Source organism: Kitasatospora sp. NPDC001660 (genome assembly GCF_053596725.1).
Genome location: NZ_JBSFGU010000015.1, coordinates 114,865 through 138,329 on the forward strand (window position 1 = coordinate 114,865; position 23,465 = coordinate 138,329).

A 23,465-nucleotide genomic window follows, 5' to 3' on the forward strand; every position below is an offset into this window, starting at 1 on the left:
TTCTGCGAGTCGGGGCGAGGCTGCGTCTTCTCCTGACGGTCAGGCGCGCAGGTCCAGGCCGATGTCCAGGATCGGCGAGGAGTGCGTGAGCGCGCCCACGGCCAGGTAGTCGACACCAGTCTGGGCGACCTCGCGCGCGGTGGCCAGGGTGAGGCCGCCGGAGGCCTCCAGCCGGGCCCGGCCGGCCACCAGCGCGACGGCCTCCTTCAGCTGCTCGACCGTGAAGTTGTCCAGCAGGATCAGGTCCGCCCCGGCCTCCAGCACCGGCGGGATCTGCTCCAGGGTGTCCACCTCGATCTCGACCGGCAGGTCGGGGTAGGCGGCCCGGACGGCCCGGAAGGCCTCGGCCACGCCGCCGGCCGCGACGACGTGGTTGTCCTTGACCAGCGCGGCGTCGGACAGCGCCATCCGGTGGTTGGCGCCGCCGCCGCAGCGCACCGCGAACTTCTCCATCGCGCGCAGGCCCGGGGTGGTCTTGCGGGTGTCCCGCACGACGGCGCCGGTGCCCGCCAGGGCGTCGGCCCAGGCGCGGGTGGCGGTGGCGATGCCGGACAGGTGGCAGAGCAGGTTGAGCGCGCTGCGCTCGGCGGTCAGCAGGTCCCGGGTGCGGGAGCGGACCGACAGCAGCACCTGGCCGGCCTCGACCCGGTCGCCGTCCTCGACGTGCCGTTCGACCTCGAACTCCTCCTCGCAGACCAGCGAGACGACCGCCTCGGCGATCCGCAGGCCCGCCACCACGCCCGCCTCGCGGGCGGTGAAGTCCGCGGTGGCGACGGCGTCGGCGGGCACGGTGGCGACCGAGGTGACGTCCTCGCCGCCGGCCAGGTCCTCGGCCAGCGCCAGGGTGGCGACGTCCTCGACCTCGATCGGGTCCAGCCCGGCCTGCTCCAGCAGCTCGGCCAGCCGCGGGTCGAGCCCGGTCTCGTAGCCCTCGCCGTCCCCGCAGGCACAGCCGTCGCCGCAGCCGCCCTGGTCGGCCAGGGGGAGTTCGTCGTGGGAGTGGGACATGTTTCTCAACGCTCCTCAGGGGTGCTGACGGGGTCGCCGGTGGCGGTCAGCTCGGTGATCAGGTGACGCCGCCAGTGGGCGTCGTCGCGCTCGGGGAAGTCCTCGCGCCAGTGGCAGCCGCGGGTCTCCTCGCGCTGCGCGGCGGCGGCGACCAGGGCGCTGGCGACCAGCAGCAGGTTGGCCGCCTCCCAGGTCTCCACCCGCGGGTCGGCGGGCTTCTCCTCGGCGACGTGCGCGTAGGCCTGCCCGGCGATCAGGGCGAGTCCCGCCGCGGTGCCGGCCATCGACGCGGCCGAGCGCAGGACGCCCGCGCCGCGCGACATCAGCCGCTGGATCTCGGCGCGCGCCTCGGACGGCGGCAGTGGCACCGGGTGCGCGGCGCGCGCCGCGGCGACGTCCACCGAGCGCTCGGGCAGGTCGTCGGCCCGGTGCCGGCCGGCCAGGTCGGCGGCGATCCGCTCGGCGAAGACCAAGCCCTCCAGCAGCGAGTTGGACGCCAGCCGGTTGGCGCCGTGCACGCCGGTGCAGGCGACCTCGCCGCAGGCGTACAGGCCGGGGACGGTGGTGCGCCCGTGCCGGTCGGTGCGGATGCCGCCGGAGGCGTAGTGCGCGGCCGGGGCGACCGGGATCGGCTCGGTGACCGGGTCGATGCCGTGCGCGCGGCACGAGGCGAGGATGGTCGGGAAGCGCTGCTCCCACATCGCGGCGCCGAAGTGCCGCCCGTCCAGGTACATGTGCTCGGCGCCCCGCTCCTGCATGCGCCGGGTGATCGCCTTGGCGACGATGTCGCGCGGGGCCAGTTCGGCCAGCTCGTGCTGCCCGACCATGAACCGGACGCCGTCCGCGTCGACCAGGTGGGCGCCCTCGCCGCGGACCGCCTCGGAGACCAGCGGCTGCTGGCCCTCGGCCTCGGGGCCGAGCCAGAGCACGGTGGGGTGGAACTGGACGAACTCCAGGTCGGTGACGGCGGCGCCGGCCCGCAGCGCGAGCGCCACGCCGTCGCCGGTGGAGACCGCCGGGTTGGTGGTGGCCGAGAAGACCTGACCCATGCCGCCGGTGGCGAGCACCACGGCGCGGGCCCGGATGGCGCCGACGCCGTCGCGCTGGCCCTCGCCCATGACGTGCAGGGTGAGGCCGGCGGCGTGCCCGTCGGCGTCGGTGAGCAGGTCGAGGACGAGCGCGTGCTCGATCAGCTCGATGCCGGGGTCGCTGCGGACGGCGGAGACCAGGGCGCGCGATATCTCGGCGCCGGTGGCGTCCCCGCCGGCGTGCGCGATCCGGCGGCGGTGGTGGCCGCCCTCGCGGGTGAGGAGGATCTCGCCGTCCTCGCCGCGGTCGAAGGCGGCGCCGGTGGCGATCAGCCGGCGGACGGCGTCCGGGCCCTCGGTGACGAGGGTGCGGACGGCCTCCTCGTCGCAGAGCCCGGCGCCGGCCACCAGGGTGTCGTCCAGGTGCTGCTCGGGGGTGTCCCCCTCGCCCAGGGCGGCGGCGATGCCGCCCTGGGCCCAGCGGGTGGAGCCGTCGTCCAGCATCGCCTTGGTGACCACCATGGCCCGCAGGCCGGCCTTGCGGACGTTGAGGGCGACGGTGAGACCGGCCACCCCGGAGCCGACCACGACCACGTCGGCGGTGGTCGTCCAGCCGGGGGCGGGGGCGGTGAGGCGGTGCTTAACGGGCATGGCTCAGTGGCTCCTTCAGCGCGTGGCCGTCGTGGCCGCGCCGTCGGCGCCACGGTACGCCTGGTCACCGCGCAGGAGTCCGGTGCCCTCCCCGGCTTCCGCGGGGTCGCCGCCGAGGCCGGTGATGCGGTTCCGCTCGTCGACGAAGACGATCTTCGGCTCGTAGCCCTTGGCCTCGGCCGTGTCCATCTGCCCGTAGGCGATGAGTATGACGAGGTCGCCGGGGTGGACCAGGCGGGCGGCGGCGCCGTTGATGCCGATCACGCCGGTGCCGCGCGGGCCGGCGATGGTGTAGGTCTCCAGCCGGGCGCCGTTGTTGATGTCGACGATGTGGACCAGCTCGCCGGGGAGCAGGTCGGCGGCGTCGAGCAGGTCCTCGTCCACCGTGACCGAACCGACGTAGTGCAGGTCGGCCTGGGTCACGGTGGCCCGGTGGATCTTGGACTTGAGCATGGTGCGGAGCATTGCGGGTCACGCCTCCTGTGAGTGCATGCCTAAGGGGGTTCTGGCTGCCGGATTGCCGAACGATTCCGTGCTCGGTGGTCGTCCGCCTAGCGGCAGATGACGCGGACGTTGTCGATCAGGCGGGTGGTGCCCACCTTCGCGGCGACGGCCAGCACGGCCTCGCCCTGGAAACCGTCCGCCGCCTCCGTGCTGCAATCGATTTCGGTGAAGGCGTGCGGGTCGATCAGGGCGAGGTAGTCAAGGGTGACACCTTCGGCGCCGTCCAGGACGGCCGCGGCGGCCTCGCGGACGGCCTTCGGGCCCTGCGCGGCGACGTCGCGGCCGGCGAACAGGGCCTTGGACAGGGCGAGGGCGTGGGTGCGCTCCTCCTCCGAGAGGTAGCGGTTGCGCGAGGACAGCGCCAGGCCGTCCTCCTCGCGGACGGTCGGCACACCGACGATCTCGACGTCGAAGTCCAGGTCGGCGACCATCCGCTGGATGACCGCCAGCTGCTGGGCGTCCTTCTCGCCGAAGAAGGCGAAGTCCGGGTCGGTGATGTGCAGCAGTTTGGCGACCACGGTGAGCACGCCGTCGAAGTGGCCGGGCCGGGTGGCGCCCTCGAAGCGCTCGCCCATCGGGCCGGCCGCCAGGCGCACCTGCGGCTCGCCGTTCGGGTAGACCTCGTCGACGGACGGCGCGAAGACGACGTCGGCGCCGTTCTCCTCGGCCAGCTTCACGTCCGCGTCGAGGGTGCGCGGGTAGCGCTCCAGGTCCTCGGCCGGGCCGAACTGCAGCGGGTTGACGAAGACCGTCACCGCGACCCGGCCCTCCTGGCCGACCTGCTTGCGGGCGGCCCGGATCAGCGCGGCGTGGCCCTCGTGCAGGGCGCCCATGGTCATCACGACGGCGTTGTCGACCGGCCGCTCGTCCGGCCAGAACGCGGCCTCGAAGTCGTCCACGGTGCGGGTGACGACGGCCCGGCGGACCTTCGGCGTCCGCTGGGGCTTGCTTCGTTGGGCCTTGCCCGCCATTCCTGCGCTCCTTCGTTCATTCGGCTGCGCACTGTGCCGCCGTCTTGTTGCGTTCTGTTCCGTGCGGTCACGCACCGGGCGGGGCTTGTCCGTCATGAGGCCGCTCCGGCGGCCGAGCGAGAAGCCCCGGCTCAGGCCGGGGAGGAGTCACCAGGGCTTCTCCCCGTTGAGAGGGCGTCCAGCACAGCGGCCGCAGCGTCGGCCGAGAGAGTCCCGCTCGCCACCGCCCGCTGGGCGGTGGCGCGGGCCATCGCCCGGTAGGCCGCCGGAATGTCCGGGGACACCGTACTGAGCTGCGCCAGGTGGCGTCGCACGGTGCCCGCGTCGCCCCGGGCGACGGGGCCGGTGAGGGCCGCGTCGCCGGAGCGCAGGCTGTTGTCCAGGGCCGCGCCGAGCAGCGGGCCGAGCAGTCGGCCGGGCTCGGCCACGCCGGCCGTGCGCAGCAGGTCCATCGCCTGTGCCACCAGCGTGACCAGGTGGTTCGCGCCGTGCGCGAGGGCGGTGTGGTAGAGCGGGCGGACCTCCTCGGGCACCCACTCGGGCTCGCCGCCCATCTCCACCACGAGCGCCTCGGCGACCGGCCGCAGCTCCGGGGGCGCCGTCACGCCGAACGGGCAGCCGGCCAGCCGGTCCAGGTCGACGGAGGTGCCGGTGAAGGTCATCGCCGGGTGCAGGGCGAGCGGCAGCGCCCCGGCCCGGGTGGCGGGCTCCAGGATGGCGACGCCGTGCGCGCCGGAGGTGTGCACGACCAGCTGGCCGGGGCGGACGGCGCCGGTCGCGGCGAGGCCCGCGACCAGGTCGGCCAGGGCGTCGTCGGGGACGGTCAGCAGGACGAGGTCGGCGGCGGCGAGCACCTGCGGCGGGGTGACGATCCGCACGCCCGGCAGTAGTGCCTCGGCGCGCCGGCGCGAGGTGGCGGAGACTCCGGAGGCGGCGACCACGGTGTGCCCGGCGAGCTGCAGGGCGGCGCCCAGGGCGGGGCCGACCCGGCCGGTGCCGACCACGCCGACGGCGAGCCGGGCCGGGCGGTTGCCGGGGTCGCGCGGGTCGCCGAAGCCGTCGGCGAGCGGGGCGAACTCGCCGTACCCGGCGAAGTCGGACGGGCTCATGCGCCCGCCCCTCCCCCAGCCTTGGCGGCCGGGAGGTACCCCCACCGCTCGGCTGGGGCATTCGCCCACCCGCACCTCTTGATGGTTCGCTCGCTGCGCTCGCTCACGCGCCCACCCTTGTCCCTGATCTCCGTTCCGGTCCACCTCGGGTACCGGACGTACCGCCCCAGTGTACGGGCGCGTCAGTCGGCCGCCCCGGCCCGGATGAGCCCGGCCTCGTAGGCGAGCACCACGGCCTGGACCCGGTCGCGCAGGCCGAGCTTGGCCAGGATCCGGCCGACGTGGGTCTTCACGGTGGCCTCGGAGAGCACCAGCCGGGCGGCGATCTCGCCGTTCGACAGGCCCTGGGCGACCAGCAGGAACACCTCCCGCTCGCGGTCGGTGAGCGGCCCGAGGACGTTCGAGCCGGGCGTGCTCTGCGGGGTGGGGAGCACCTCGGCGAAGCGGTCGATCATGCGGCGGGTGGTGGTCGGCGCGACCACGGCGTCGCCGCCGTGCACGGCGCGGATCGCGGCCACCAGCTCGGTCGGCGGCACGTCCTTGAGCAGGAAGCCGCTGGCGCCGGCCTTGAGCGCGGCGAAGGCGTACTCGTCCAGGTCGAAGGTGGTGAGGATGAGCACGTGCGGGGCGCCCGGCAGCGGGCTGCCGTCGTCGGCGAGACAGATCCGGCGGGTGGTCTGCACCCCGTCCAGGCGGGGCATCCGGACGTCCATGAGGATCACGTCGACCGGCGTGTGCTTCAGCAGTTCCAGGGCCTGGGCGCCGTCGCCGGCCTCGGCGGCGATCTCGATGTCGCCCTGGGACTGCAGGATCATCCGGAAGCCGGTGCGCAACAGCTCCTGGTCGTCGACGAGCATCACGCGGATGGTCAAGGTGGCTCCTAAGGGGCAGGGGTTCAGTGGGCGGCCTTGAGCGGCAGGACGGCTCGGATCCGGAAGCCGCCGCCGGGGCGGGGGCCCACGTCGAGGCTGCCGCTGACCATGCCGACCCGCTCGCGCATGCCGATCAGGCCGTGGCCGAGGCCGTCCGCGCCGCCGGCGGTGAGCTGTTCGTCGGTGGTGCCGCGGCCGTCGTCCTCGACCAGGACGGCGAGTTCGCGCTCGCCGAAGTCGACCGCGACCCGGGCGTGCACGTCGGGGCCGCCGTGCTTGCGGACGTTGGTCAGCGCCTCCTGGACGATCCGGTAGACCGTGAGCTCGACGCCGCGCGGCAGTTCGCGCGGGTGGCCGGAGGTCGCGTAGTCGACCCGCAGGCCCGCGGTGCGGACCTGCTCCAGCAGCTCGGGCAGCTCCTCGACGCCCGGCTGCGGCACGTACTCCTCGGCGGTGTCGGAGGTGCGCAGCACGCCGAGCAGGCGGCGCATCTCGACCAGCGCCTGGCGGCCGGTGGAGGCGATCGTGCCGAGCGCCTCCTTCGCCTGCTGGGGCGAGTTGTCGAGGACGTAGGCGGCGCCGTCGGCCTGGACGATCATGACGGAGACGTTGTGCGCGACCACGTCGTGCAGCTCGCGCGCGATCCGCGCCCGCTCGGCGGCGACCGCCACCTTGGCCTGGGCGTCGCGCTCGCGCTCCAGCCGGGCGGCGCGGTCCTCCAGCTCGGTCAGGTAGGCGCGGCGCACCCGGGTCAGCCGGCCCCAGGCCCAGCAGAGGATGAACGGGGTGCTCATCAGCAGCATGATGAGCAGCGCCTCGCCGACGCTGTACGGGGTGCGGACGGCGGTGACGCCGTCCTCGGCGAAGTGCGTCTTGACGGGGTTCATCCGCCAGTAGGCGAGCGGTCCGGCGGCGAGTCCGGCGGTCAGGGCCAGCCGGGAGGTCCAGGTGCGGCCGAAGGCGGCGCCGGTGTAGGCGAACACCAGGTAGGCGACGGAGGAGGCGGCCGGGTCGACGTTGAAGGCGACCTGGCCCAGGGCGATCACGGTGGCCACAGCCACGGTGAAGTCCGGGAAGCGGCGGCGGAAGACCATCAGCGCGGGCAGCAGGACCGCGGTGACGATCTGGGCGTCGAACCGCCAGCCCCCGGTGATGTTGTCGTTCGGCAGGAGGCCGAAGAGGAGCACGATCGCCGCCCAGGCGGCGTCGACCACCATGGGGTGACGGCGGAGCCAGGCGTTGAGTCGATGCACGTCTCAAGCGTAGGCAGTCGCACGACCCGTCCAGGTCCGCCGGTAGGGCGATCCGCTCTACTCCGTAGGTCGGAGAAGCCCCGGCACCGATTGGGGAAGCGCCCGCGGCTGCCGGTAGCGTCCCGCCCCATGACGTGGATGCGGTGGGCGCCCGCCATGGAACGGGCCCTGTACGACCCGGAAGCCGGCTTCTACCGCAGGCCGGAGGGCCCGGCCGGGCACTTCCGCACCTCGGTGCACGCCTCGCCGAGGTTCGCCCGTGCGGTGGCGCGGCTGCTGCTGGAGGTTGACGCGGCCCTCGGCCGTCCGGAGGAGCTGGCCTTCGTCGACGTCGGGGCCGGGCGGGGGGAACTCCTCACGGGGGTGCTCGACGCCGTGCCCGAGGACGTGCGTGTGCGGCTGCGCCCGTACGCCGTGGAGATCGCGGACCGCCCGGCCGGACTGCCGTCCACAGCCCTGTGGACGAGCGAGCTGCCGCGCGGCGTCACCGGCCTGCTGTTCGCCAACGAGTGGCTGGACAACGTGCCGCTGGACGCCGGCGAGGTGGACGAGGACGGGGTGCTGCGCTACGTCGAGGTGGACACCGCGACCGGCAGGGAGCGGCTCGGCGAGCCCGCCTCGGCCGCCGACGCCGCCTGGGCGGCCCGCTGGTGGCCGGTCGAACACCCCGGGGACTTCACGGAGTTCGGCGCCCCCCGGGACGCCGCCTGGGCGCACGCGGTCGCCGGGCTGGAGCGCGGCCTGGCCGTCGCCGTCGACTACGGGCACACCGCCGACCGCCGTCCGGCGTTCGGCACCCGAGCCGGCTTCCGGGACGGCCGCGAGGTGGCCCCCGTGCCGGACGGCTCGTGCGACGTCACCGCGCACGTCGCGCTCGACTCGATCGCCGTCCCCGGTTTCCACAGCCTGTGGACGACGCAGCGCGAGGCCCTGCGCGCCCTCGGCGTGACCGGCGCCCGCCCGGCGCTCTCCCTCGCCTCCACCGACCCGGCGGCCTACCTGCGCGCCCTCGGCGGCGCCGGGGAGGGCGCCGAACTCACCGACCCGGCCGGGCTCGGCGCCTTCGGCTGGCTCGTCCAGACCGTCCGCATGCCACCCCTTGAGATTTGGTAGGGGCGCCGGGCTCGGAACCCCTGGTGGGATGGCAGACTCTGGGTTCATGAGGGAGACCACGGTCGGCATCGGGGCGGGAGCCGAGAACGTCACGGGCGAGGCGGGCACCACCGACATGGTGCTCAACATCGGCCCGCAGCACCCCGCGACGCACGGCGTGCTGCGGCTGCGGCTGGTGCTCGACGGCGAGCGCATCGTCACCGCCGAGCCGGTCATCGGCTACATGCACCGGGGCGCGGAGAAGCTCTTCGAGGCCCGTGACTACCGGCAGATCATCATGCTGGCCAACCGGCACGACTGGCTCTCCGCCTTCTCCAACGAACTCGGCGTCGTGCTCGGCGTCGAGCGGATGCTGGGCATGGAGGTGCCCGAGCGGGCGGTGTGGATCCGCACCCTGCTCGCCGAGCTCAACCGGGTGCTCAACCACCTGATGTTCCTCGGCTCCTACCCGCTGGAGCTGGGCGGGATCACCCCGATCTTCCACTCCTTCCACGGCCGCGAGGACCTGCAGCACGTGCTGGAGGAGGCCTCCGGCGGCCGGATGCACTACATGTTCAACCGGGTCGGCGGCCTCAAGGAGGACCTGCCGGCCGGCTGGCTCGGCCGGGTCCGCGCCACCGTCGCCACCGTCCGTTCCCAGATGCCGGTCTTCGAGGACCTCGTCCTCGGCAACGAGATCTTCCGGGCCCGCACCGCCGGCGTCGGCGTCCTCACCAGGGCCCAGGCCGAGGCGTACGGCGTCAGCGGCCCGATCGCCCGCGCCAGCGGCCTCGACTTCGACCTGCGCCGCGACGAGCCCTACCTCGCGTACGGCTCCGACGAGCTGCGCCAGGTGCTCACCGTGGTCACCCGCGAGGAGGGCGACTGCCTGGCCCGCTTCGAGTGCCTGCTGGAGCAGACCCTCAACTCGCTGGACCTCGCCGACGCGTGCCTCGACAAGCTCGCCACCCTGCCGCCCGGACCGGTCAACCTGCGGCTGCCCAAGGTGCTCAAGGCCCCCGAGGGGAGCACCTACGCCTGGACCGAGAACCCGCTCGGGATCAACGGCTACTACCTGGTCTCGCGCGGCGACAAGACGCCGTGGCGGCTCAAGCTGCGCTCGGCGTCCTTCAACAACATCCAGGTGCTGACCGAGCTGCTGCCCGGGACCCTGGTCGCCGACATGGTCGCGATCCTCGGGTCGATGTTCTTCGTCGTCGGTGACATCGACAAGTAGCGCCGAGCAGCGCCGGGCCCGGGGCCGAGCCGGCCCCGGGCGGAGGGGTCAGACCTTCTTCTTCGGCTTGACCGGGTCGGCCGGGTGCGGGGCCACCTTGCGGTCGCCCTTCGTGGCGATCCGCTCCTCGCACAGGCCGGCCAGCACGTCGTAGGCGGCCTTGCCCATCAGCTCGGTGAGCTCGGGGCGGTAGCTGACGTACACCGGGTCCGGGCCGCCGTGCGCCTCCGGGCTGCCGGTGCACCACCAGTGCAGGTCGTGGCCGCCCGGGCCCCAGCCACGGCGGTCGTACTCGCCGATCGTCACCTGGAGGTAGCGGGTGTCGTCCGGCCGGTCGATCCAGTCGTAGGTGCGGCGGATCGGCAGCTGCCAGCAGACGTCCGGCTTGGTCTCCAGCGGCTCGCGGCCCTCCTTGAGCGCCAGCGCGTGCAGCGCGCAGCCGGCGCCGCCCGCGAAGCCGGGGCTGTTCACGAAGATGCACGCGCCGCCCACCCGGCGGGTCTGGCGGTCGCCGTCCTCGTCGAGCATGGTGATGCCGCCGTCGGTCCTGATCCGGCCCTTGGCGTCGGTGCCGTGCGCGAAGTTCTCCCAGATGTCCGGCGTCAGCCGGGCCGCGTGGCCGACGACGCGCTTCTCGTCGTCCTCGTCCGAGTAGTGCGCGCCCAGCGTGCAGCAGCCGTCCGACGCGCCGCGGCCCTCGCGGATGCCGTGGCAGCCCCGGCCGAAGATGCACGACCAGCGGGAGGTCAGCCAGGTGAGGTCGCAGCGGAACACCTGCTCCTCGTCGGCCGGGTCGGTGAACTCGACCCACGCGCGCGGGAAGTCGAGCGGGACCTCGGCGCGCAGGGTCGGCATGGCCAGGTCGACCGGGGCCGGAGCGGCCGGGGCCTTCGCCTTGGACTTCTTCTTGGACGTTTCTGCTGGTGCCACCCGGCAAGGGTAGAGCCTCCGGGGGAACCGGCGGCCGTGTCGGGCAGTCAGTTCGGTTTGATGATTCCGAGCCGCAGTGTGTTGGATGCTCCGAGCGCCCGTGCCCGCGGCGTCCGACGTCCGATCTGGAGCCCCGAGCCGTGACCGCCCCGCCCCGTGCCTCCCGGACCGCCGTCCTCGCCGCCCTCGCGGTCCTCGCCTGCGGCTGCGCGTCCGGCCCCGCGCTGCGGGCCCGGGCCGACGTCACGCCGCCGCTGTGCGCGGCGCCGGTGGTGATCGGCCACCGCGGCGCGCCGCAGAACGCGCCGGAGAACACCATGGCCTCCTTCGAGACGGCGCTGCGCCAGGGCGCCGACTGGCTGGAGACCGACGTCCAGACCACCCGCGACGGCGTCCCGATACTCATGCACGACCCCTCGGTGGACCGCACCACCAACGGCAAGGGCGCCATCGGCGACCTGACCGCCGCACAGATAGCCGCCCTGCGGGTGACCGTCGGACCGGGCCCCGCCGAGCCCGTGCCCACCCTGGAACAGCTGCTCGAACGGCTGGCCGGCAGCGACGCCACCCTGCTGATGGAGATCAAGTGGCAGCGCCGGCCCGAGGACGTCACCCGGATCGCCAAGCTCGCGGCCGCCAGCGGCGCCCGGGTCATCATGTACTCCTTCTCGGCCGACCACCTGCGCGTGGCCCACGCCGCCGCGCCCAACCTGCCGATCGTCCTCATCCAGGGCGCCGCGATCGCCGAGGACCCCGGCGACCTGCCGCTGAGCGGCGTCGCCCTGGACACCACCCTGGCCAGCGCCTCCCGGATCGCCGCCGAGCGCAAGGCCGGGCACAAGGTGTACGTGTGGACCCTCGACGACGAGGAGGCCTGGCAGCTGATGACCGCCCGCGACGCCGACGGGCTGATCACCGACACCCCCGGCCCGGCCCGCCGCTGGGTGGACGCCAACTGCCGCACCGACCGCTCGGCCGGCCCGCGCGGGCAATGACGGAGCCCGCCGGTCCGCCGGCGCCCGCCCGTCCGCGTCCCGCCCGCCCCCGGCACCGCGCCCGGCGTGAGCACCGCCGCAGTACCGCCGCGACCGATCATCCGTGCGGCCGGATCGCGTAGCGTGGAGAGTTATGCGACTCGGTGTGCTCGACGTAGGTTCCAACACGGTCCACTTCCTCGTGGTGGACGCCCATCCGGGTGCCGCCCCACTGCCCGCCTACTCGCACAAGGCCGAACTGCGCCTCGCCGAGCTGCTCGACGACCGCGGCGCGATAAGCGAGGCCGGCATCGAGCGGCTGGTCGGCCACGTCGCGTCCTCGCTGCGCGTCGCCGAGGACAAGGGCGTCGTCGACATCCTGCCGTTCGCCACCTCCGCCGTGCGCGAGGCCGCCAACGGCGAGGAGGTGCTGCGCCGCGTCGCCGCCGAGACCGGCGTCGAGCTGCGGGTCCTGTCCGGGCAGGACGAGGCCCGGCTCACCTTCCTCGCGGTGCGCCGCTGGTTCGGCTGGTCCTCCGGCCGGCTGCTCAACCTGGACATCGGCGGCGGCTCGCTGGAGATCGCCTGCGGCCTGGACGAACAGCCCGACGTCGCCTGCTCGCTGCCGCTCGGCGCCGGCCGGCTGACCGCCCGCTGGCTGCCTGGCGACGTCGCCGACGCGGACGGACTGCGCGATTTGAGGCGCCACATCCGCGCCGAGATGGCCACCGTCGTCGGCGAGATCTCCCGGCTCGGCGCGCCGCAGCACGCCGTCGCCACCTCCAAGACCTTCAGGCAGCTCGCCCGGATGACCGGCGCCGCCCCCGCCGACGCCGGCCCGTACGCCGACCGCCGGCTCACCCGCGCCGGCCTGTCCGCGTGGCTGCCCCGGCTGTCCACCATGACGGTCGCCGAGCGGGCGCAGATCCCCGGCGTCTCCGAGGGCCGGGCCAAGCAGCTGCTGGCCGGCGCGCTGGTCGCCGACGCCGCGATGGACCTCTTCGGGCTGGAGGAGCTCGACGTCTGTCCGTGGGCCCTGCGCGAGGGCATCATCCTGCGCCGCCTGGACACCATGGACAGCCCCGCCGACCGCCGCCCGTCCGCGCTGACCACCTGAGCGGCCGCCCCGGAGGCCACCCGGCACGCCGTCCCGGAGGCCACCGGGAGGTCTGAGAGCCGTGTCTCGTTCGCCCGGGGTTCGGTGCCGTTCCCGAGCCCGTCCGCTTACGCTGTCTCCCGTGGTGCAACCAGCGGGCGACGACGGGACGCGGGAGGGCCGCGCCTCCGGCGGCGGGCAGCCGCGGCCGGACGGCCCGCGCCGCGCGCTCGGCAAGGCGGTCAAGGGCGCCACCGCCGCGCAGGCCGCCAAGGCCGCCAAGGCCGTCAAGGCGGCCCAGCGCACCGCGCAGGGCGCCAAGAAGGCGGCGGCCGGGAAGGCCGCCCCGAAGGCCGCGCCGAAACCCGCGCCGAAGGCCACCGCCGCCGCTGCGACAGGCACCAAGGAGACCCGCACCGCCCGCGCCGCGGGAGCCGCCAAGGCCGCCGTCCAGTCCGTGAAGTCGGTCAAGGCCGCCAAGCGCGAGGCCGCCCGGGCGCCCCTCCTGCGCACCACCGACCGGCTCGTGCTGCCCCCGCACCCGGCCCTGCACATCCCGGAGACCAAGGTCGCGCTCTCCACCGCCTCGGTGTACCCGGCGAGCACCTCCGTCGCCTTCGAACTCGCCGCGAAGCTCGGCTACGACGGCGTCGAGGTCATGGTCTGGAACGACCCGGTCAGCCAGGACATCGACGCCCTGCGCCGCCTCTCCGACCACCACCGCCTGCCGATCCTCGCCGTGCACGCGCCCTGCCTGCTGATCACCCAGCGGGTCTGGACCACCGACCCGTGGACCAAGTTGGTCCGCGCCCGGGCGGCGGCCGAGAAGCTCGGCGCGAGCGCCGTCGTCGTCCACCCGCCGTTCCGCTGGCAGCGCCAGTACGCCCGCGAGTTCGTCGAGGGCATCAACCGGATGGCGGGCGAGACCGACGTCCGGTTCGCGGTCGAGAACATGTACCCGTGGCGCTACCGGGACCGCGAGATGCTCGCCTACGCGCCCGGCTGGGACGTCACCGAGGAGGAGTACCGGCACTACACCATCGACCTCTCGCACGTCTCCACTTCCCGGATCGACGCGTTCGAGATGGTCGAGCGGATGGGCGACCGGCTCGCCCACATCCACCTCGCCGACGGCAGCGGCTCCGGCAAGGACGAGCACCTGATCCCCGGCCGCGGCAACCAGCCCTGCGCCGAGCTGCTGGAACACCTCGCCCGCACCGGCTTCGACGGCCACGTCGTGCTGGAGGTCAACACGCGACGCTCCGCGTCCCCCGCCGAACGCGAGGCCGACCTCGCCGAGGCGCTCGCCTTCACCCGCTTGCACCTGGCCACCCCCTCGCGCGTACGCTGAACCCCTCGTGCCCATCGAGCACCAACTGCCGCGCAGAGTGGGAGACATGACGGAGAAAAAGGACTTCCGGACGCTCGCTCAGTGCTTCGGCGGGGTCGCCGCCGAGTACGACCGGGGCCGCCCGACCTATCCCGACGAGCTCTTCGACGCCCTGGAGCGGCTCTCCGGCCGCAGCCTCAAGGGCGCCCGCGTCCTGGACGTCGGCGCCGGCACCGGCATCGCCACCCGGCTGCTCGCCGGCCGCGGCGCCGACGTCGTCGCGGTCGAGCCCAGCGGGGGCATGGCCGCCCAGTTCCTGGCCTCCTCGCCCGGCCTCCCCCTGGTCAAGGCCACCGGCGACGACCTGCCCTTCCACGACCGCTCCGCCGACCTGATCACCTACGCCCAGGCCTTCCACTGGACCCGCCCCGCGACGTCCGTCCCCGAGGCGGTCCGGGTGCTGCGCCCCGGCGGCGCGCTCGCCACCTGGTGGAACGTGCACGACGAGACCGTCCCGTGGATCCGGGCCCGGGCCGAGCGGATGGCCGCGGCCCTGCCCGACCGCTACCACGGCTACGGCGGGATCAGCGAGCACACCAGCCACTTCGCCCCGGCCGGCCTCGCGGTCGAGCGCGCGCTGCTGCGCTGGGAGCGGCGGGTCACCGTCGACCACGTGGTCACCGACCTCACCTCGCGCTCGTACCTGGCCGCGCTCGACCCCGCCGAGCGCGCGCCGGTCCTGGCCGTCGAGCGCGAGGCCATGCTCGCCGAGTTCCCCGACGGCTGGGTGGTCGAGCCGTTCACCCTGGAGCTGGTCGTCGCCGTCACGCCTGTATGAGCCGTCACGCCTGCATGAGGCGCCACCCCCGTCCGGGGCCGCCCGCCCGCTGACCGCATCGCGGACGGACCGTCCGCCGCCCGGACGGCGGGCGTAGGCTCGGTAGCCACAGCGGCTCCCGCACCCTCCCACCCGCGGGGCCGCGCGCCAGCCCCGAAGGAGTGGAGCACAGTGCCCGAGCTGAGGTCCCGTACGGTCACCCACGGTCGCAACATGGCAGGCGCCCGGGCGCTTCTCCGGGCCGCCGGCGTAGCCCGCGAGGACTTCGGCAAGCCGATCATCGCGGTCGCCAACTCCTTCACCGAGTTCGTCCCCGGCCACACCCACCTCCAGCCGGTGGGCCGGATCGTCTCCGAGGCGATCAAGCAGGCCGGCGGCATCCCGCGCGAGTTCAACACCATCGCCGTCGACGACGGCATCGCGATGGGCCACGGCGGCATGCTCTACTCGCTGCCCTCGCGCGACCTGATCGCCGACTCGGTCGAGTACATGGTCAACGCGCACTGCGCCGACGCGCTGATCTGCATCTCCAACTGCGACAAGATCACCCCGGGCATGCTGATGGCCGCGCTGCGGCTCAACATCCCGACCGTCTTCGTCTCCGGCGGCCCGATGGAGGCCGGCAAGGCCACCCTCGTCGACGGCACCGTGCGCAAGCTGGACCTCGTCGACGCGATCTCCCAGGCCGTCAACGAGAACGTCTCCGACGAGGACATCGCGATCATCGAGGAGAACGCCTGCCCCACCTGCGGGTCGTGTTCCGGCATGTTCACCGCCAACTCGATGAACTGCCTCACCGAGGCGATCGGCCTCTCGCTGCCCGGCAACGGCTCCGTCCTCGCCACCCACACCGCCCGCCGGGCCCTCTACGAGAACGCCGGCCGGACGGTCGTCGAGATCGCGAACCGCCACTACGGCCAGGACGACGCCTCCGTCCTGCCCCGCGCGATCGCCACCCGCGCCGCGTTCGAGAACGCCATGGCCCTCGACATCGCCATGGGCGGCTCGACCAACACCATCCTCCACCTGCTCGCCGCCGCCCAGGAGGCCGAGCTGGACTTCGACATGCGGGCCATCGACGCCATCTCCCGCAAGGTGCCCTGCCTGTCCAAGGTCGCGCCCAACGGCTCGTACTACATGGAGGACGTCCACCGGGCCGGCGGCATCCCCGCCATCCTCGGCGAGCTGTACCGGGCCGGGCTGCTCAACGAGGACGTCCACACCGTGCACGCCGACTCGCTCGCCGAGTGGCTCAAGACCTGGGACGTGCGCGGCGGTTCGCCCTCCGCCGAGGCCGTCGAGCTGTGGCACGCCGCCCCCGGCTGCGTCCGCTCCGCCGAGGCCTTCTCGCAGTCCGAGCGCTGGGAGTCGCTCGACACCGACGCCGCCCGGGGCTGCATCCGCAGCGTCGAGCACGCCTACTCCGTCGAGGGCGGCCTCGCCGTGCTGTACGGCAACCTCGCCGAGGACGGCTGCATCGTGAAGACCGCCGGGGTCGACGAGTCGATCTGGACCTTCAGCGGCCCGGCCGTCGTCGTCGAGTCCCAGGAGGACGCCGTCGAGGCGATCCTCGCCAAGCGGGTCAAGGAGGGCGACGTCGTCGTCATCCGCTACGAGGGCCCCAAGGGCGGCCCCGGCATGCAGGAGATGCTCTACCCGACCTCCTTCCTCAAGGGCCGCGGCCTCGGCAAGGCCTGCGCCCTGGTCACCGACGGCCGCTTCTCCGGCGGCACCTCGGGCCTGTCCATCGGCCACGCCTCCCCGGAGGCCGCCTCCGGCGGCACCATCGCCCTGGTCGAGGACGGCGACACCATCGCCATCGACATCCCCGGCCGGACGATCTCCCTGGAGGTCCCGGACGAGGTGCTCGCCGAGCGCCGCCAGGCGCTGGAGGCCGCGGGCGGGTACCGGCCGAAGAACCGCGACCGCCAGGTCAGCCAGGCCCTGCGCGCCTACGCCGCGATGGCCACCTCCGCCGACAAGGGCGCCGTCCGCGACGTCACCAAGCTCGGCTGATCGGCGTGTGGAGGGGCCGTCCGGCAGGTCGGGACGGCCCCTCCGCCGTGTGCGGGGGCCGGGGGATAATCGGTGCCGTGAGCGAGCAGCCCCCCACCCCCACCCCGAAGCCCGCCGACGCCCCCGAGCCGGAGCCGATCCGCTGGTTCGGCACCAGCTGGGTGCACCGCGACAACGGCTACTGGCCGCGCCGCGTCGTGGTGTCGGCCGGGGCACTGGTCACGGCGGCGGCCGCCGCGTTCGTGCTGCGCCTGGGCGTCGAGGGCGTCGCGCTCTCCGCCCAGGGCGGGTTCCTCAACACGCTGCTGGTCCTCGCCGTCGCGGTCTGCTCGCTGCTGGCCGCCATGCGCACCTGGAAGGTGCTCGCCGAGGGCAGGGACCGGCTCACCGGCTGGATGACCGAGGACCGCTCGCTCGGCGCGGTCTGGATCATCGGCGGGGTCGGCTCCCTGCTCGCCTACTTCGTCCGCAGCCTCACCGAGGCCCCGGGCGAGGGCGTCCGGCGGGCCGCGTACGAGCGGGCCGTCGCCCAGTACGAGAAGCGCCGGGCCGGCCGCAGCGGCCGGCCCGGCGGGAAGCGCAAGCGCTGACGGGTCAGTAGCGGCTGACCGTGCCGCACTTGCCATCGCCGCTCGTGGGCAGGTCCCGGCTGCGGTCGTACGGGTCGCTCTGGGGCCCGGTCGGGTCCGGATCGGGGCTCGCGAACTGGTCGAACTGCGGGTGCAGGAGGCCGTCGTAGACATCGCACGCGCTGTTGCCGATGTCCGTCGCGGACTTGTCGACCATGAGCTTCGCCGGGTTGACGTGGTACCTGGCCGGGTCGTAGAAGCGGAAGTCCTCCTGCTTGCGCACGACGGTGCGGGTGGTCCAGGTGTCCCCGGCCACGTCGTCCGCCGGCACCAGGAGCCCCACCGGCTTGGCGGTGCCGTCCTGTGGTGCGGCCGGCTTCGTCGGCTGCGGGGCGCCGGCGGTCGGCCGGGGCGTCATGGCCCGCTTGGCGGCGTCCGGGCCGGGGCGCAGGGCGTAGACGTAGGTGAAGTCGGTGTGCACCAGGACGCCCTTGTCGCCGTCGCCCTCCACCGTGATCAGGCCCTGTACCTTGACGGTGTCCCCGATCTGGATCGCCTCGCGCGGGTCGAACCGGGCGAACCACAGTGTGGGGTCGTGCTCCTTGGACGGGTTGGCCAGCGCGGTGTTCAGGAGGTCCTGGCTCTCCCGGCTCAGCAAGGCCAGCGCGGCGTCCGGCCGGGCCCCCGCGATCACCTTCGGGTCCATGTTGGCCGCGGCCAGGTAGTCCTTGACCAGCTTGACCTGGGCCGCGACCTGCTCCGCGCTGAACACCCCGATCGCGCCCTGCGTGCCCTTCGGCTCGAAGGAGGCCATCGATGTCGGCCAGCCCTCGGAGGGGGAGCCGACCCACGGGTGGTCGACGGTCGGCTGCTGCTTGGCGGCCGTCGAGGGCGCCGCGGTCGGCTTGGCCGTCTCGGGTGCCACGGTCGGGACCGGACGGGCGGTGCCGGAGTCGTCGCCGTGGTACCAGTTCCGCAAGCCGTCGATGTTGAGCGCCGCCAGCAGCACCACGATGGTCAGCAGGACGAAGAGCGGCGTGCGCCACTCCAGGCCGCCCCGGCGCTTCGGCGGACGCGGGTTGCCCCAGGGATCGACCACCTGGAGCTTCGGCCTGCGGCCGAACCGGCGCTTGGGCGCGGCCGGGCCGTCATTGACCGAGCGGCGGCCGCCGGGGTCGACCGGCGGGGTGTGCTTCCACCGGGCGGTCAGCATCCGGGTGCGGCCGGACTGCTCCTTGACGGTGGCGCTCCTGACGAACTCGTCGTCGAGGACGAGGTCCGCGAACGGGTCCTTCCCGCCCGCTCCGGACGGGGCGGACCCGCCCGGCTCACCGCCCTCCGAGGGGCGCGGTTCTGGATCTTCGGCGATCGGCATCGCGCCAGTATGCCGACGGGGTGTGACGATTCATCGATCGGGGGCACACCCTGTGGTGAACTCGTGTGCGAAGTGCGGACGTTTACCCCATTTGCCCAGGTCGGGGAGGTGTGACCAGGGGCTCAGCCCTTGCCCCGGGCCTGCTTCACCGACCCCACCACCCCGGCGATCGCCAGCAGGATGCCGGCCGGGACGAGCGACTCGAAGAACGCGCCGAACAGGCCCGCGTCACCGAGGAACAACTGCGCCAGCGTGTTCAGCAGCAGCAGTCCGCCGGCTGCCGGGAGCGCCGACTGCCACGGGTGCTCGTCGGCCCACCGCCGCAGCCGCCGGTCTCCGGTGTCGCGCCGCAACTGGCCCCCCAGCGTGCCGACGAGGAAGAAGAAGAACAGACCCCAGCCGGCCGGTCCGGCCAGCATGCTCAGCGACCAGTGCCCGGTGATCGCGTCGATCCCCAGGGCCGTCGCCCCCACCACCGCACCGACCCCCGCGGCCGCCCGCCACGGGCCCATCGTCGCGGAGGCGACGGCGAGTTGCCGGTTCTCACGTCGGGACATTTCGTCGTGTGCCATGCCTTCACGGTGCTCCCGCGGACGGCCGGAGGCCATAGGGGAAACCCCCGAGTTTCTCCCTAGTCGCTCGGTAGGGGGGCCACAGCCGCCCGGCGGGGGGACCATGGGTCGGACGGTCCCGCCGCCCGGTGCCGCGCGGTGCGAGGATGGCGGCAGTACCGAGGTTAGGAGCGGCCATGGGCAGCAGCGCAGCACACGGACAGAAGATCGCCTTCCTGGGCACCGGCAAGATCGGCGAGGCCCTGCTCTCCGGTCTGCTGCGGGCCGGCAAGGACCCGGCGGACGTCCTGGTGACCGCCCGTCGGCCCGAGCGCGCCGCCGAACTGGCCGCCCGCCACGGCGTCGTGGCCGTTTCCAACACCGAGGCCGCCAAGCTCGCCGACACCCTGATCCTCGCCGTCAAGCCGCAGGACATGGGCGCCCTGCTGGAGGAACTCGCCCCGCACGTCAGCCCGGACCGGCTGGTGATCTCGGCCGCGGCCGGCATCCCCACCGCGTGGTTCGAGGACCGGCTGGCGGCCGGCACCCCGGTGGTCCGGGTGATGCCCAACACGCCCGTCCTGGTGGACGAGGGGATGAGCGTCATCTCCGGCGGCTCGCACGCCACCGAGGAGCACCTGGCGCGGGCCGAGGAGATCTTCAGCTCGGTCGGCAAGGCACTGCGGCTGCCCGAGGCCCAGCAGGACGCGGCCACCGCGCTCTCCGGCTCCGGCCCGGCCTACTTCTACTTCCTGGTCGAGGCGATGACGGACGCCGGTATCCTGCTCGGCCTGCCCCGGCAGGTGGCGCACGACCTGATCGTCCAGTCCGCGATCGGCGCCTCGGTGATGCTGCGCGACTCCGGCGAGCACCCGGTGAAGCTGCGCGAGGCCGTCACGTCCCCGGCGGGCACCACCATCGCGGCCATCCGCGAGCTGGAGAACCACGGCGTGCGGGCCGCGCTGCTGGGCGCCCTGGAGGCGGCCCGGGACCGCTCGCGCGAGCTGGCCTCCGGCGGGAAGTAGCCGTCCGGCAGGGGGCGCCGGCCGCCGGGTTAGGCTCGGCGGCATGGCCTACGACCTGGTGATCTTCGACAATGACGGCGTCCTGGTGGACAGCGAACCGCTCTCCAACCGGGTGCTGGCCGAGTACCTGACCGAACTCGGCTACCCGACGACGATCGAGGACTCCTACCGGGAGTTCATGGGCTGTGCCGCCCACCGCATCCACGACGTGATCGCCGAGCGGTACGACGGCGCGACGCTGCCCGCGGGCTTCGACGGCCTCTTCCACGGCCGGGTCTTCGACGCGTTCGGCACCGAACTCGTCGCCGTCCGGGGCGCGGAGGCGCTGCTGAAGGAGCTCCAGCAGCGCGCCGTGCCGTACTGCCTGGCCTCCTCGGCGCACCACGCGTGGATCCGCACCGCGCTCGATGTCACCGGCCTGCGCGGGCACTTCGCGCAGGAGCGGATATTCAGCGCGCAGGACGTCGGCGTCGGCAAGCCCGCGCCGGACCTGTTCCTGCACGCCGCCCGCACCCTCGGCGTCGACCCGTCGCGCTGCCTGGTGCTGGAGGACTCCCCGAACGGCGTGCTGGCCGCCCGCGCCGCCGGCATGGACGTGTACGGCTACACCGCGCTCACCGACCCGGCGAAGCTGACCGCCGCCGGGGCCACCGGGCTGATCGCCGACCTCGCCGAGGTGCCGACGCTGCTGGGCTGAGCGCGGCGCACTGATCGCGGAAAGCGCTGCACGCCCTCTCCCCAAAGTCCGCTCGGGCACCTACGCTCTCGCCGACATCGTCGTACCGGCCGGTAGCGAGGTTCCCGTATGAGCAGTACCGAGATCCCGCCCCGCCTGCGCGTCGGACGGGCCGCGCTCACCGCGAGCTTCCTGCTCCAGGGCACGACCTTCGCGCTGCTGGTCACCTGCATCCCGGAGATCCAGCACCGGTACGGGCTGAGCGACGGGCTCCTGCCGGTGTTCCTGGCCGCCGTGCCGATCCTCGCGGGCGTCGGCTCGATCACCTCCGAGCAGCTGGTGAAGCGCACCGGCGCGCGGGCCGTCCTGCGGGTCGTCCAGCCGGCCGTCTGCCTCAGTCTCGCGGGCGCCGGGCTGGGCGACACGCTCTGGCAACTCGCCCTCGCCCTGGGGGCGTTCGGGCTGCTGGTGGGGGCGCTGGACGCCAGTATGAACATGCTCGGGGTGGGGCTGCAGCACCGCTACGGCCGCTCGATCATGATCGGCTTCCATGCCGCGTTCAGCCTCGGTGGCATCCTCGGCGCGGCCGTCGCGGGCCTCGGCTCGCACTACGACCTCGGCCTGCCGGTGCTGTTCGCCACCGCCGCCGCGGTGATCGCCCCGCTCACCCTGCTGGTCGGCACCCTCCCCCAGCCTTCGGCCGGGGGGACTCCCACCGCCGGGCCCGCCGAACCCGGCGACGCCGTCCGGGAGGCCGCCGAGGCCGCCGCCCGCTCCATCCCGTGGCGGCCGCTGCTGCCGCTGTGCCTGGCGATGGCCTTCGCGTACATCGCGGACGCCTCGGTCTCCAACTACAGCGTCAAGTACCTGACCGACGTGCTGGGCAGCCCCGAGGACCTCGCCAAGCTCTCCTACCTCGGCTACATGGTGGCGATGCTGCTCGGCCGCGCCCTCGGCGACCGCGCGGTGCAGCGCTGGGGCGCCGTCCCGGTGGTCCGCGGCGGCGCGGCGCTGGCGGCCCTCGGCTTCGCGGCGGCCGCCGCCGCGCCCGCCGCGTGGGCGGGCATCGCCGGGTTCACGCTGCTCGGCCTCGGCATCTGCGCGATCATCCCGCAGGTGTTCGCGGCCGGCGGGAGGCTCTTCCCGGCCGATTCGGACGCCGCGGTGGCCCGGCTCAACCTCTTCAACTACGTGGGCTTCCTGATCGGTTCGCCGCTGGTCGGGGCGATCGCGGACGGCAGCTCGTACCGCTGGGCGCTGCTCGCCCCGATGGTCCTGGTGCTCGCCGTCCTCCCGCTCGCCGACCGCTTCGCCCCGGCCCCCGCGCTGACGCCCGTCGAGGCGTAGGGCGCCCTACGCCTCGCGGATCTCGTCCAGGGACTCCCCGAGGATCGCGCGGGCGCGGGTGAACCAGTCGCTCAGGACGGCGATCTCGTCCGGCGTGTAGTCGGCGAAGAGGGCGCCGACGCGCTCGTAGAACGGTCCGTAGACCTGGAGGATGCGCTCCTGCGCGTCGTCGGCCATCACCACCCGCACCCGGCGGCGGTCGGCCGGGTCGGTCTCCCGGTGCGCGTAGCCGGCCTTCTCCAGCCGGTTGAGCACGCCGGTGACGGCGCCGGTGGTGAGCTGGGCGCGCTCGGCGAGGTCGCCGGCGGCGAGCGCCTCGCCGGCCAGGGCGGCCTCGATGACGAAGCCGAGGCAGGTCAGGTCGGTGACGTTGAGCCCGAGCCGCGCGGCGATGTCCTGCTGCCCGAACTGCGCGAGCGCGATCATCCGGTCCATCGCGTAGAGCGCCTGCTCGGGCGTCGCCTGGGGGCGCGGCTTGCCCTTCACCCGGGATCTCCTTAGCATCTAAGTAACTTATCTCGTGAGATAAAACGTCTGCCCGGGGGTTCGAGCCCCGGCGAACCCGTCCATCACACCAAAAGAGGAGACATGGGCGCACACGGCGAACACGACATGGGCCACACGGTCGCGGGCTGGACCGGGTCCGTCATCGTGATCCTCGGCTCCGCGGTCGCGGGGGTGGCACTCGTGGCCGGCTCGGCTCCCGGCCTCTGGGCCGGCGGCCTGGTCGTCGCCCTCGGGCTGGTGACCACCTGGCTGCTCCACCTCGCCGGCTGGGGCAAGCCCACCGGCCCGCGCCCGCCCGAGCACCGGCACTGGCGCACCCCCGACCCGGCCGGCCGGCACGGCCACCCCGACTGCCTCGGCTGCCGCCTCGCCGGCCGCCGCACCGGCCGCGCGCCGGTACCCGCGCCCACGGCCACCGCCACCGCCACTGCGGCACCGGCTACCGACAGGCCCTAGGACTCGCCCCGGCCCGGCGGCGGCCCGCGGACCGCCACCCGCTACGGTGG

23 protein-coding genes are annotated in these 23,465 nt (G+C 73.9%); 12 read left to right on the plus strand and 11 right to left on the minus strand.

What is annotated here, in order from left to right; translation table 11 throughout:
- Positions 1-39: 39 nt before the first annotated feature.
- The 7 genes from nadC to ACWCXH_RS18780 form a co-directional block, all read right to left on the minus strand.
- Positions 40-1,008: a carboxylating nicotinate-nucleotide diphosphorylase gene (gene nadC, locus ACWCXH_RS18750; RefSeq protein WP_449802525.1), complete on the minus strand. Its 969-nt coding sequence runs from the start codon at positions 1,006-1,008 to the stop codon at positions 40-42.
- A gap of 5 nt (positions 1,009-1,013) precedes the next feature.
- Positions 1,014-2,687: an L-aspartate oxidase gene (locus ACWCXH_RS18755; protein WP_449802526.1), complete on the minus strand. Its 1,674-nt coding sequence runs from the start codon at positions 2,685-2,687 to the stop codon at positions 1,014-1,016.
- A 15-nt stretch (positions 2,688-2,702) separates the two neighbouring features.
- Positions 2,703-3,152 (minus strand): aspartate 1-decarboxylase, encoded by a 450-nt coding sequence (gene panD / locus ACWCXH_RS18760; RefSeq protein ID WP_449802527.1) that lies wholly within the window; start codon positions 3,150-3,152, stop codon positions 2,703-2,705.
- Positions 3,153-3,238: 86 nt separating this feature from the next.
- Entirely contained in the window at positions 3,239-4,162 is a 924-nt protein-coding gene (panC, locus tag ACWCXH_RS18765) for a pantoate--beta-alanine ligase (protein WP_449802528.1), read from the minus strand.
- Between the two features lie 131 nt (positions 4,163-4,293).
- Positions 4,294-5,271: a Rossmann-like and DUF2520 domain-containing protein gene (locus tag ACWCXH_RS18770; RefSeq protein ID WP_449802529.1), complete on the minus strand. Its 978-nt coding sequence runs from the start codon at positions 5,269-5,271 to the stop codon at positions 4,294-4,296.
- A gap of 182 nt (positions 5,272-5,453) precedes the next feature.
- Complete coding sequence (locus ACWCXH_RS18775; protein ID WP_449802530.1) at positions 5,454-6,143, minus strand: response regulator; 690 nt, start codon at positions 6,141-6,143, stop codon at positions 5,454-5,456.
- A 23-nt stretch (positions 6,144-6,166) separates the two neighbouring features.
- Complete coding sequence (locus ACWCXH_RS18780; RefSeq protein ID WP_449802531.1) at positions 6,167-7,396, minus strand: sensor histidine kinase; 1,230 nt, start codon at positions 7,394-7,396, stop codon at positions 6,167-6,169.
- 129 nt (positions 7,397-7,525) lie between these two features.
- Here ACWCXH_RS18780 and ACWCXH_RS18785 point away from each other — a divergent pair, with 129 nt between their 5' ends.
- Together ACWCXH_RS18785 and ACWCXH_RS18790 are read left to right on the plus strand one after the other, a co-directional pair.
- Complete coding sequence (locus ACWCXH_RS18785) at positions 7,526-8,509, plus strand: SAM-dependent methyltransferase (protein ID WP_449802532.1); 984 nt, start codon at positions 7,526-7,528, stop codon at positions 8,507-8,509.
- A gap of 46 nt (positions 8,510-8,555) precedes the next feature.
- Positions 8,556-9,725 carry an NADH-quinone oxidoreductase subunit D gene (locus ACWCXH_RS18790; protein WP_449802533.1) on the plus strand — a complete coding sequence of 390 codons (1,170 nt, stop codon included), beginning with the start codon at positions 8,556-8,558 and terminating at the stop codon, positions 9,723-9,725.
- A 48-nt stretch (positions 9,726-9,773) separates the two neighbouring features.
- Here the strand turns inward: ACWCXH_RS18790 and ACWCXH_RS18795 are convergent, their stop codons facing one another.
- Complete coding sequence (locus tag ACWCXH_RS18795; RefSeq protein WP_449802534.1) at positions 9,774-10,655, minus strand: hypothetical protein; 882 nt, start codon at positions 10,653-10,655, stop codon at positions 9,774-9,776.
- Between the two features lie 140 nt (positions 10,656-10,795).
- Between ACWCXH_RS18795 and ACWCXH_RS18800 the strand changes: the two genes are divergently transcribed.
- From ACWCXH_RS18800 to ACWCXH_RS18825, 6 genes are all read left to right on the plus strand, one after another.
- The gene (locus ACWCXH_RS18800; RefSeq protein WP_449802535.1) at positions 10,796-11,650 is read left to right on the plus strand and encodes a glycerophosphodiester phosphodiesterase; all 855 of its coding nucleotides are present in this window, start codon (positions 10,796-10,798) and stop codon (positions 11,648-11,650) included.
- 133 nt (positions 11,651-11,783) lie between these two features.
- Positions 11,784-12,746 (plus strand): Ppx/GppA phosphatase family protein, encoded by a 963-nt coding sequence (locus ACWCXH_RS18805; protein WP_449802536.1) that lies wholly within the window; start codon positions 11,784-11,786, stop codon positions 12,744-12,746.
- Positions 12,747-13,272: 526 nt separating this feature from the next.
- On the plus strand, positions 13,273-14,076 hold the full coding sequence (locus ACWCXH_RS18810; RefSeq protein ID WP_449802584.1) for a sugar phosphate isomerase/epimerase family protein: 804 nt from the start codon (positions 13,273-13,275) through the stop codon (positions 14,074-14,076).
- 46 nt (positions 14,077-14,122) lie between these two features.
- Positions 14,123-14,893, plus strand: coding sequence for a class I SAM-dependent methyltransferase (locus ACWCXH_RS18815; protein WP_449802537.1), 771 nt, complete (start codon positions 14,123-14,125; stop codon positions 14,891-14,893).
- 171 nt (positions 14,894-15,064) lie between these two features.
- The gene (gene ilvD / locus ACWCXH_RS18820) at positions 15,065-16,909 is read left to right on the plus strand and encodes a dihydroxy-acid dehydratase (RefSeq protein WP_449802538.1); all 1,845 of its coding nucleotides are present in this window, start codon (positions 15,065-15,067) and stop codon (positions 16,907-16,909) included.
- 77 nt (positions 16,910-16,986) lie between these two features.
- Positions 16,987-17,499, plus strand: coding sequence for a hypothetical protein (locus ACWCXH_RS18825; RefSeq protein ID WP_449802539.1), 513 nt, complete (start codon positions 16,987-16,989; stop codon positions 17,497-17,499).
- A 4-nt stretch (positions 17,500-17,503) separates the two neighbouring features.
- Here ACWCXH_RS18825 and ACWCXH_RS18830 read toward each other — a convergent pair whose 3' ends face one another.
- Both ACWCXH_RS18830 and ACWCXH_RS18835 read right to left on the minus strand, forming a co-directional pair.
- Positions 17,504-18,853: an SCO2583/SCO2584 N-terminal domain-containing protein gene (locus ACWCXH_RS18830; RefSeq protein ID WP_449802540.1), complete on the minus strand. Its 1,350-nt coding sequence runs from the start codon at positions 18,851-18,853 to the stop codon at positions 17,504-17,506.
- A 122-nt stretch (positions 18,854-18,975) separates the two neighbouring features.
- Positions 18,976-19,425 carry a hypothetical protein gene (locus ACWCXH_RS18835; protein ID WP_449802541.1) on the minus strand — a complete coding sequence of 150 codons (450 nt, stop codon included), beginning with the start codon at positions 19,423-19,425 and terminating at the stop codon, positions 18,976-18,978.
- 176 nt (positions 19,426-19,601) lie between these two features.
- Between ACWCXH_RS18835 and proC the strand changes: the two genes are divergently transcribed.
- The 3 genes from proC (at position 19,602) to ACWCXH_RS18850 (ending at position 22,452) form a co-directional block, all read left to right on the plus strand.
- Positions 19,602-20,429: a pyrroline-5-carboxylate reductase gene (gene proC, locus ACWCXH_RS18840; protein WP_449802542.1), complete on the plus strand. Its 828-nt coding sequence runs from the start codon at positions 19,602-19,604 to the stop codon at positions 20,427-20,429.
- 43 nt (positions 20,430-20,472) lie between these two features.
- A complete protein-coding gene (locus ACWCXH_RS18845) occupies positions 20,473-21,126 on the plus strand; it encodes an HAD family hydrolase (protein ID WP_449802543.1) in 654 nt (217 codons plus the stop codon).
- Positions 21,127-21,234: 108 nt separating this feature from the next.
- Positions 21,235-22,452 carry an MFS transporter gene (locus ACWCXH_RS18850; RefSeq protein ID WP_449802544.1) on the plus strand — a complete coding sequence of 406 codons (1,218 nt, stop codon included), beginning with the start codon at positions 21,235-21,237 and terminating at the stop codon, positions 22,450-22,452.
- A 6-nt stretch (positions 22,453-22,458) separates the two neighbouring features.
- Here ACWCXH_RS18850 and ACWCXH_RS18855 read toward each other — a convergent pair whose 3' ends face one another.
- Positions 22,459-22,938: a MarR family transcriptional regulator gene (locus ACWCXH_RS18855; RefSeq protein ID WP_449802545.1), complete on the minus strand. Its 480-nt coding sequence runs from the start codon at positions 22,936-22,938 to the stop codon at positions 22,459-22,461.
- A 102-nt stretch (positions 22,939-23,040) separates the two neighbouring features.
- On the opposite strand from ACWCXH_RS18855, the gene ACWCXH_RS18860 reads away from it, so the two are divergent.
- The gene (locus tag ACWCXH_RS18860) at positions 23,041-23,415 is read left to right on the plus strand and encodes an HGxxPAAW family protein (RefSeq protein ID WP_449802546.1); all 375 of its coding nucleotides are present in this window, start codon (positions 23,041-23,043) and stop codon (positions 23,413-23,415) included.
- The last annotated feature ends 50 nt before the right edge of the window (positions 23,416-23,465 follow it).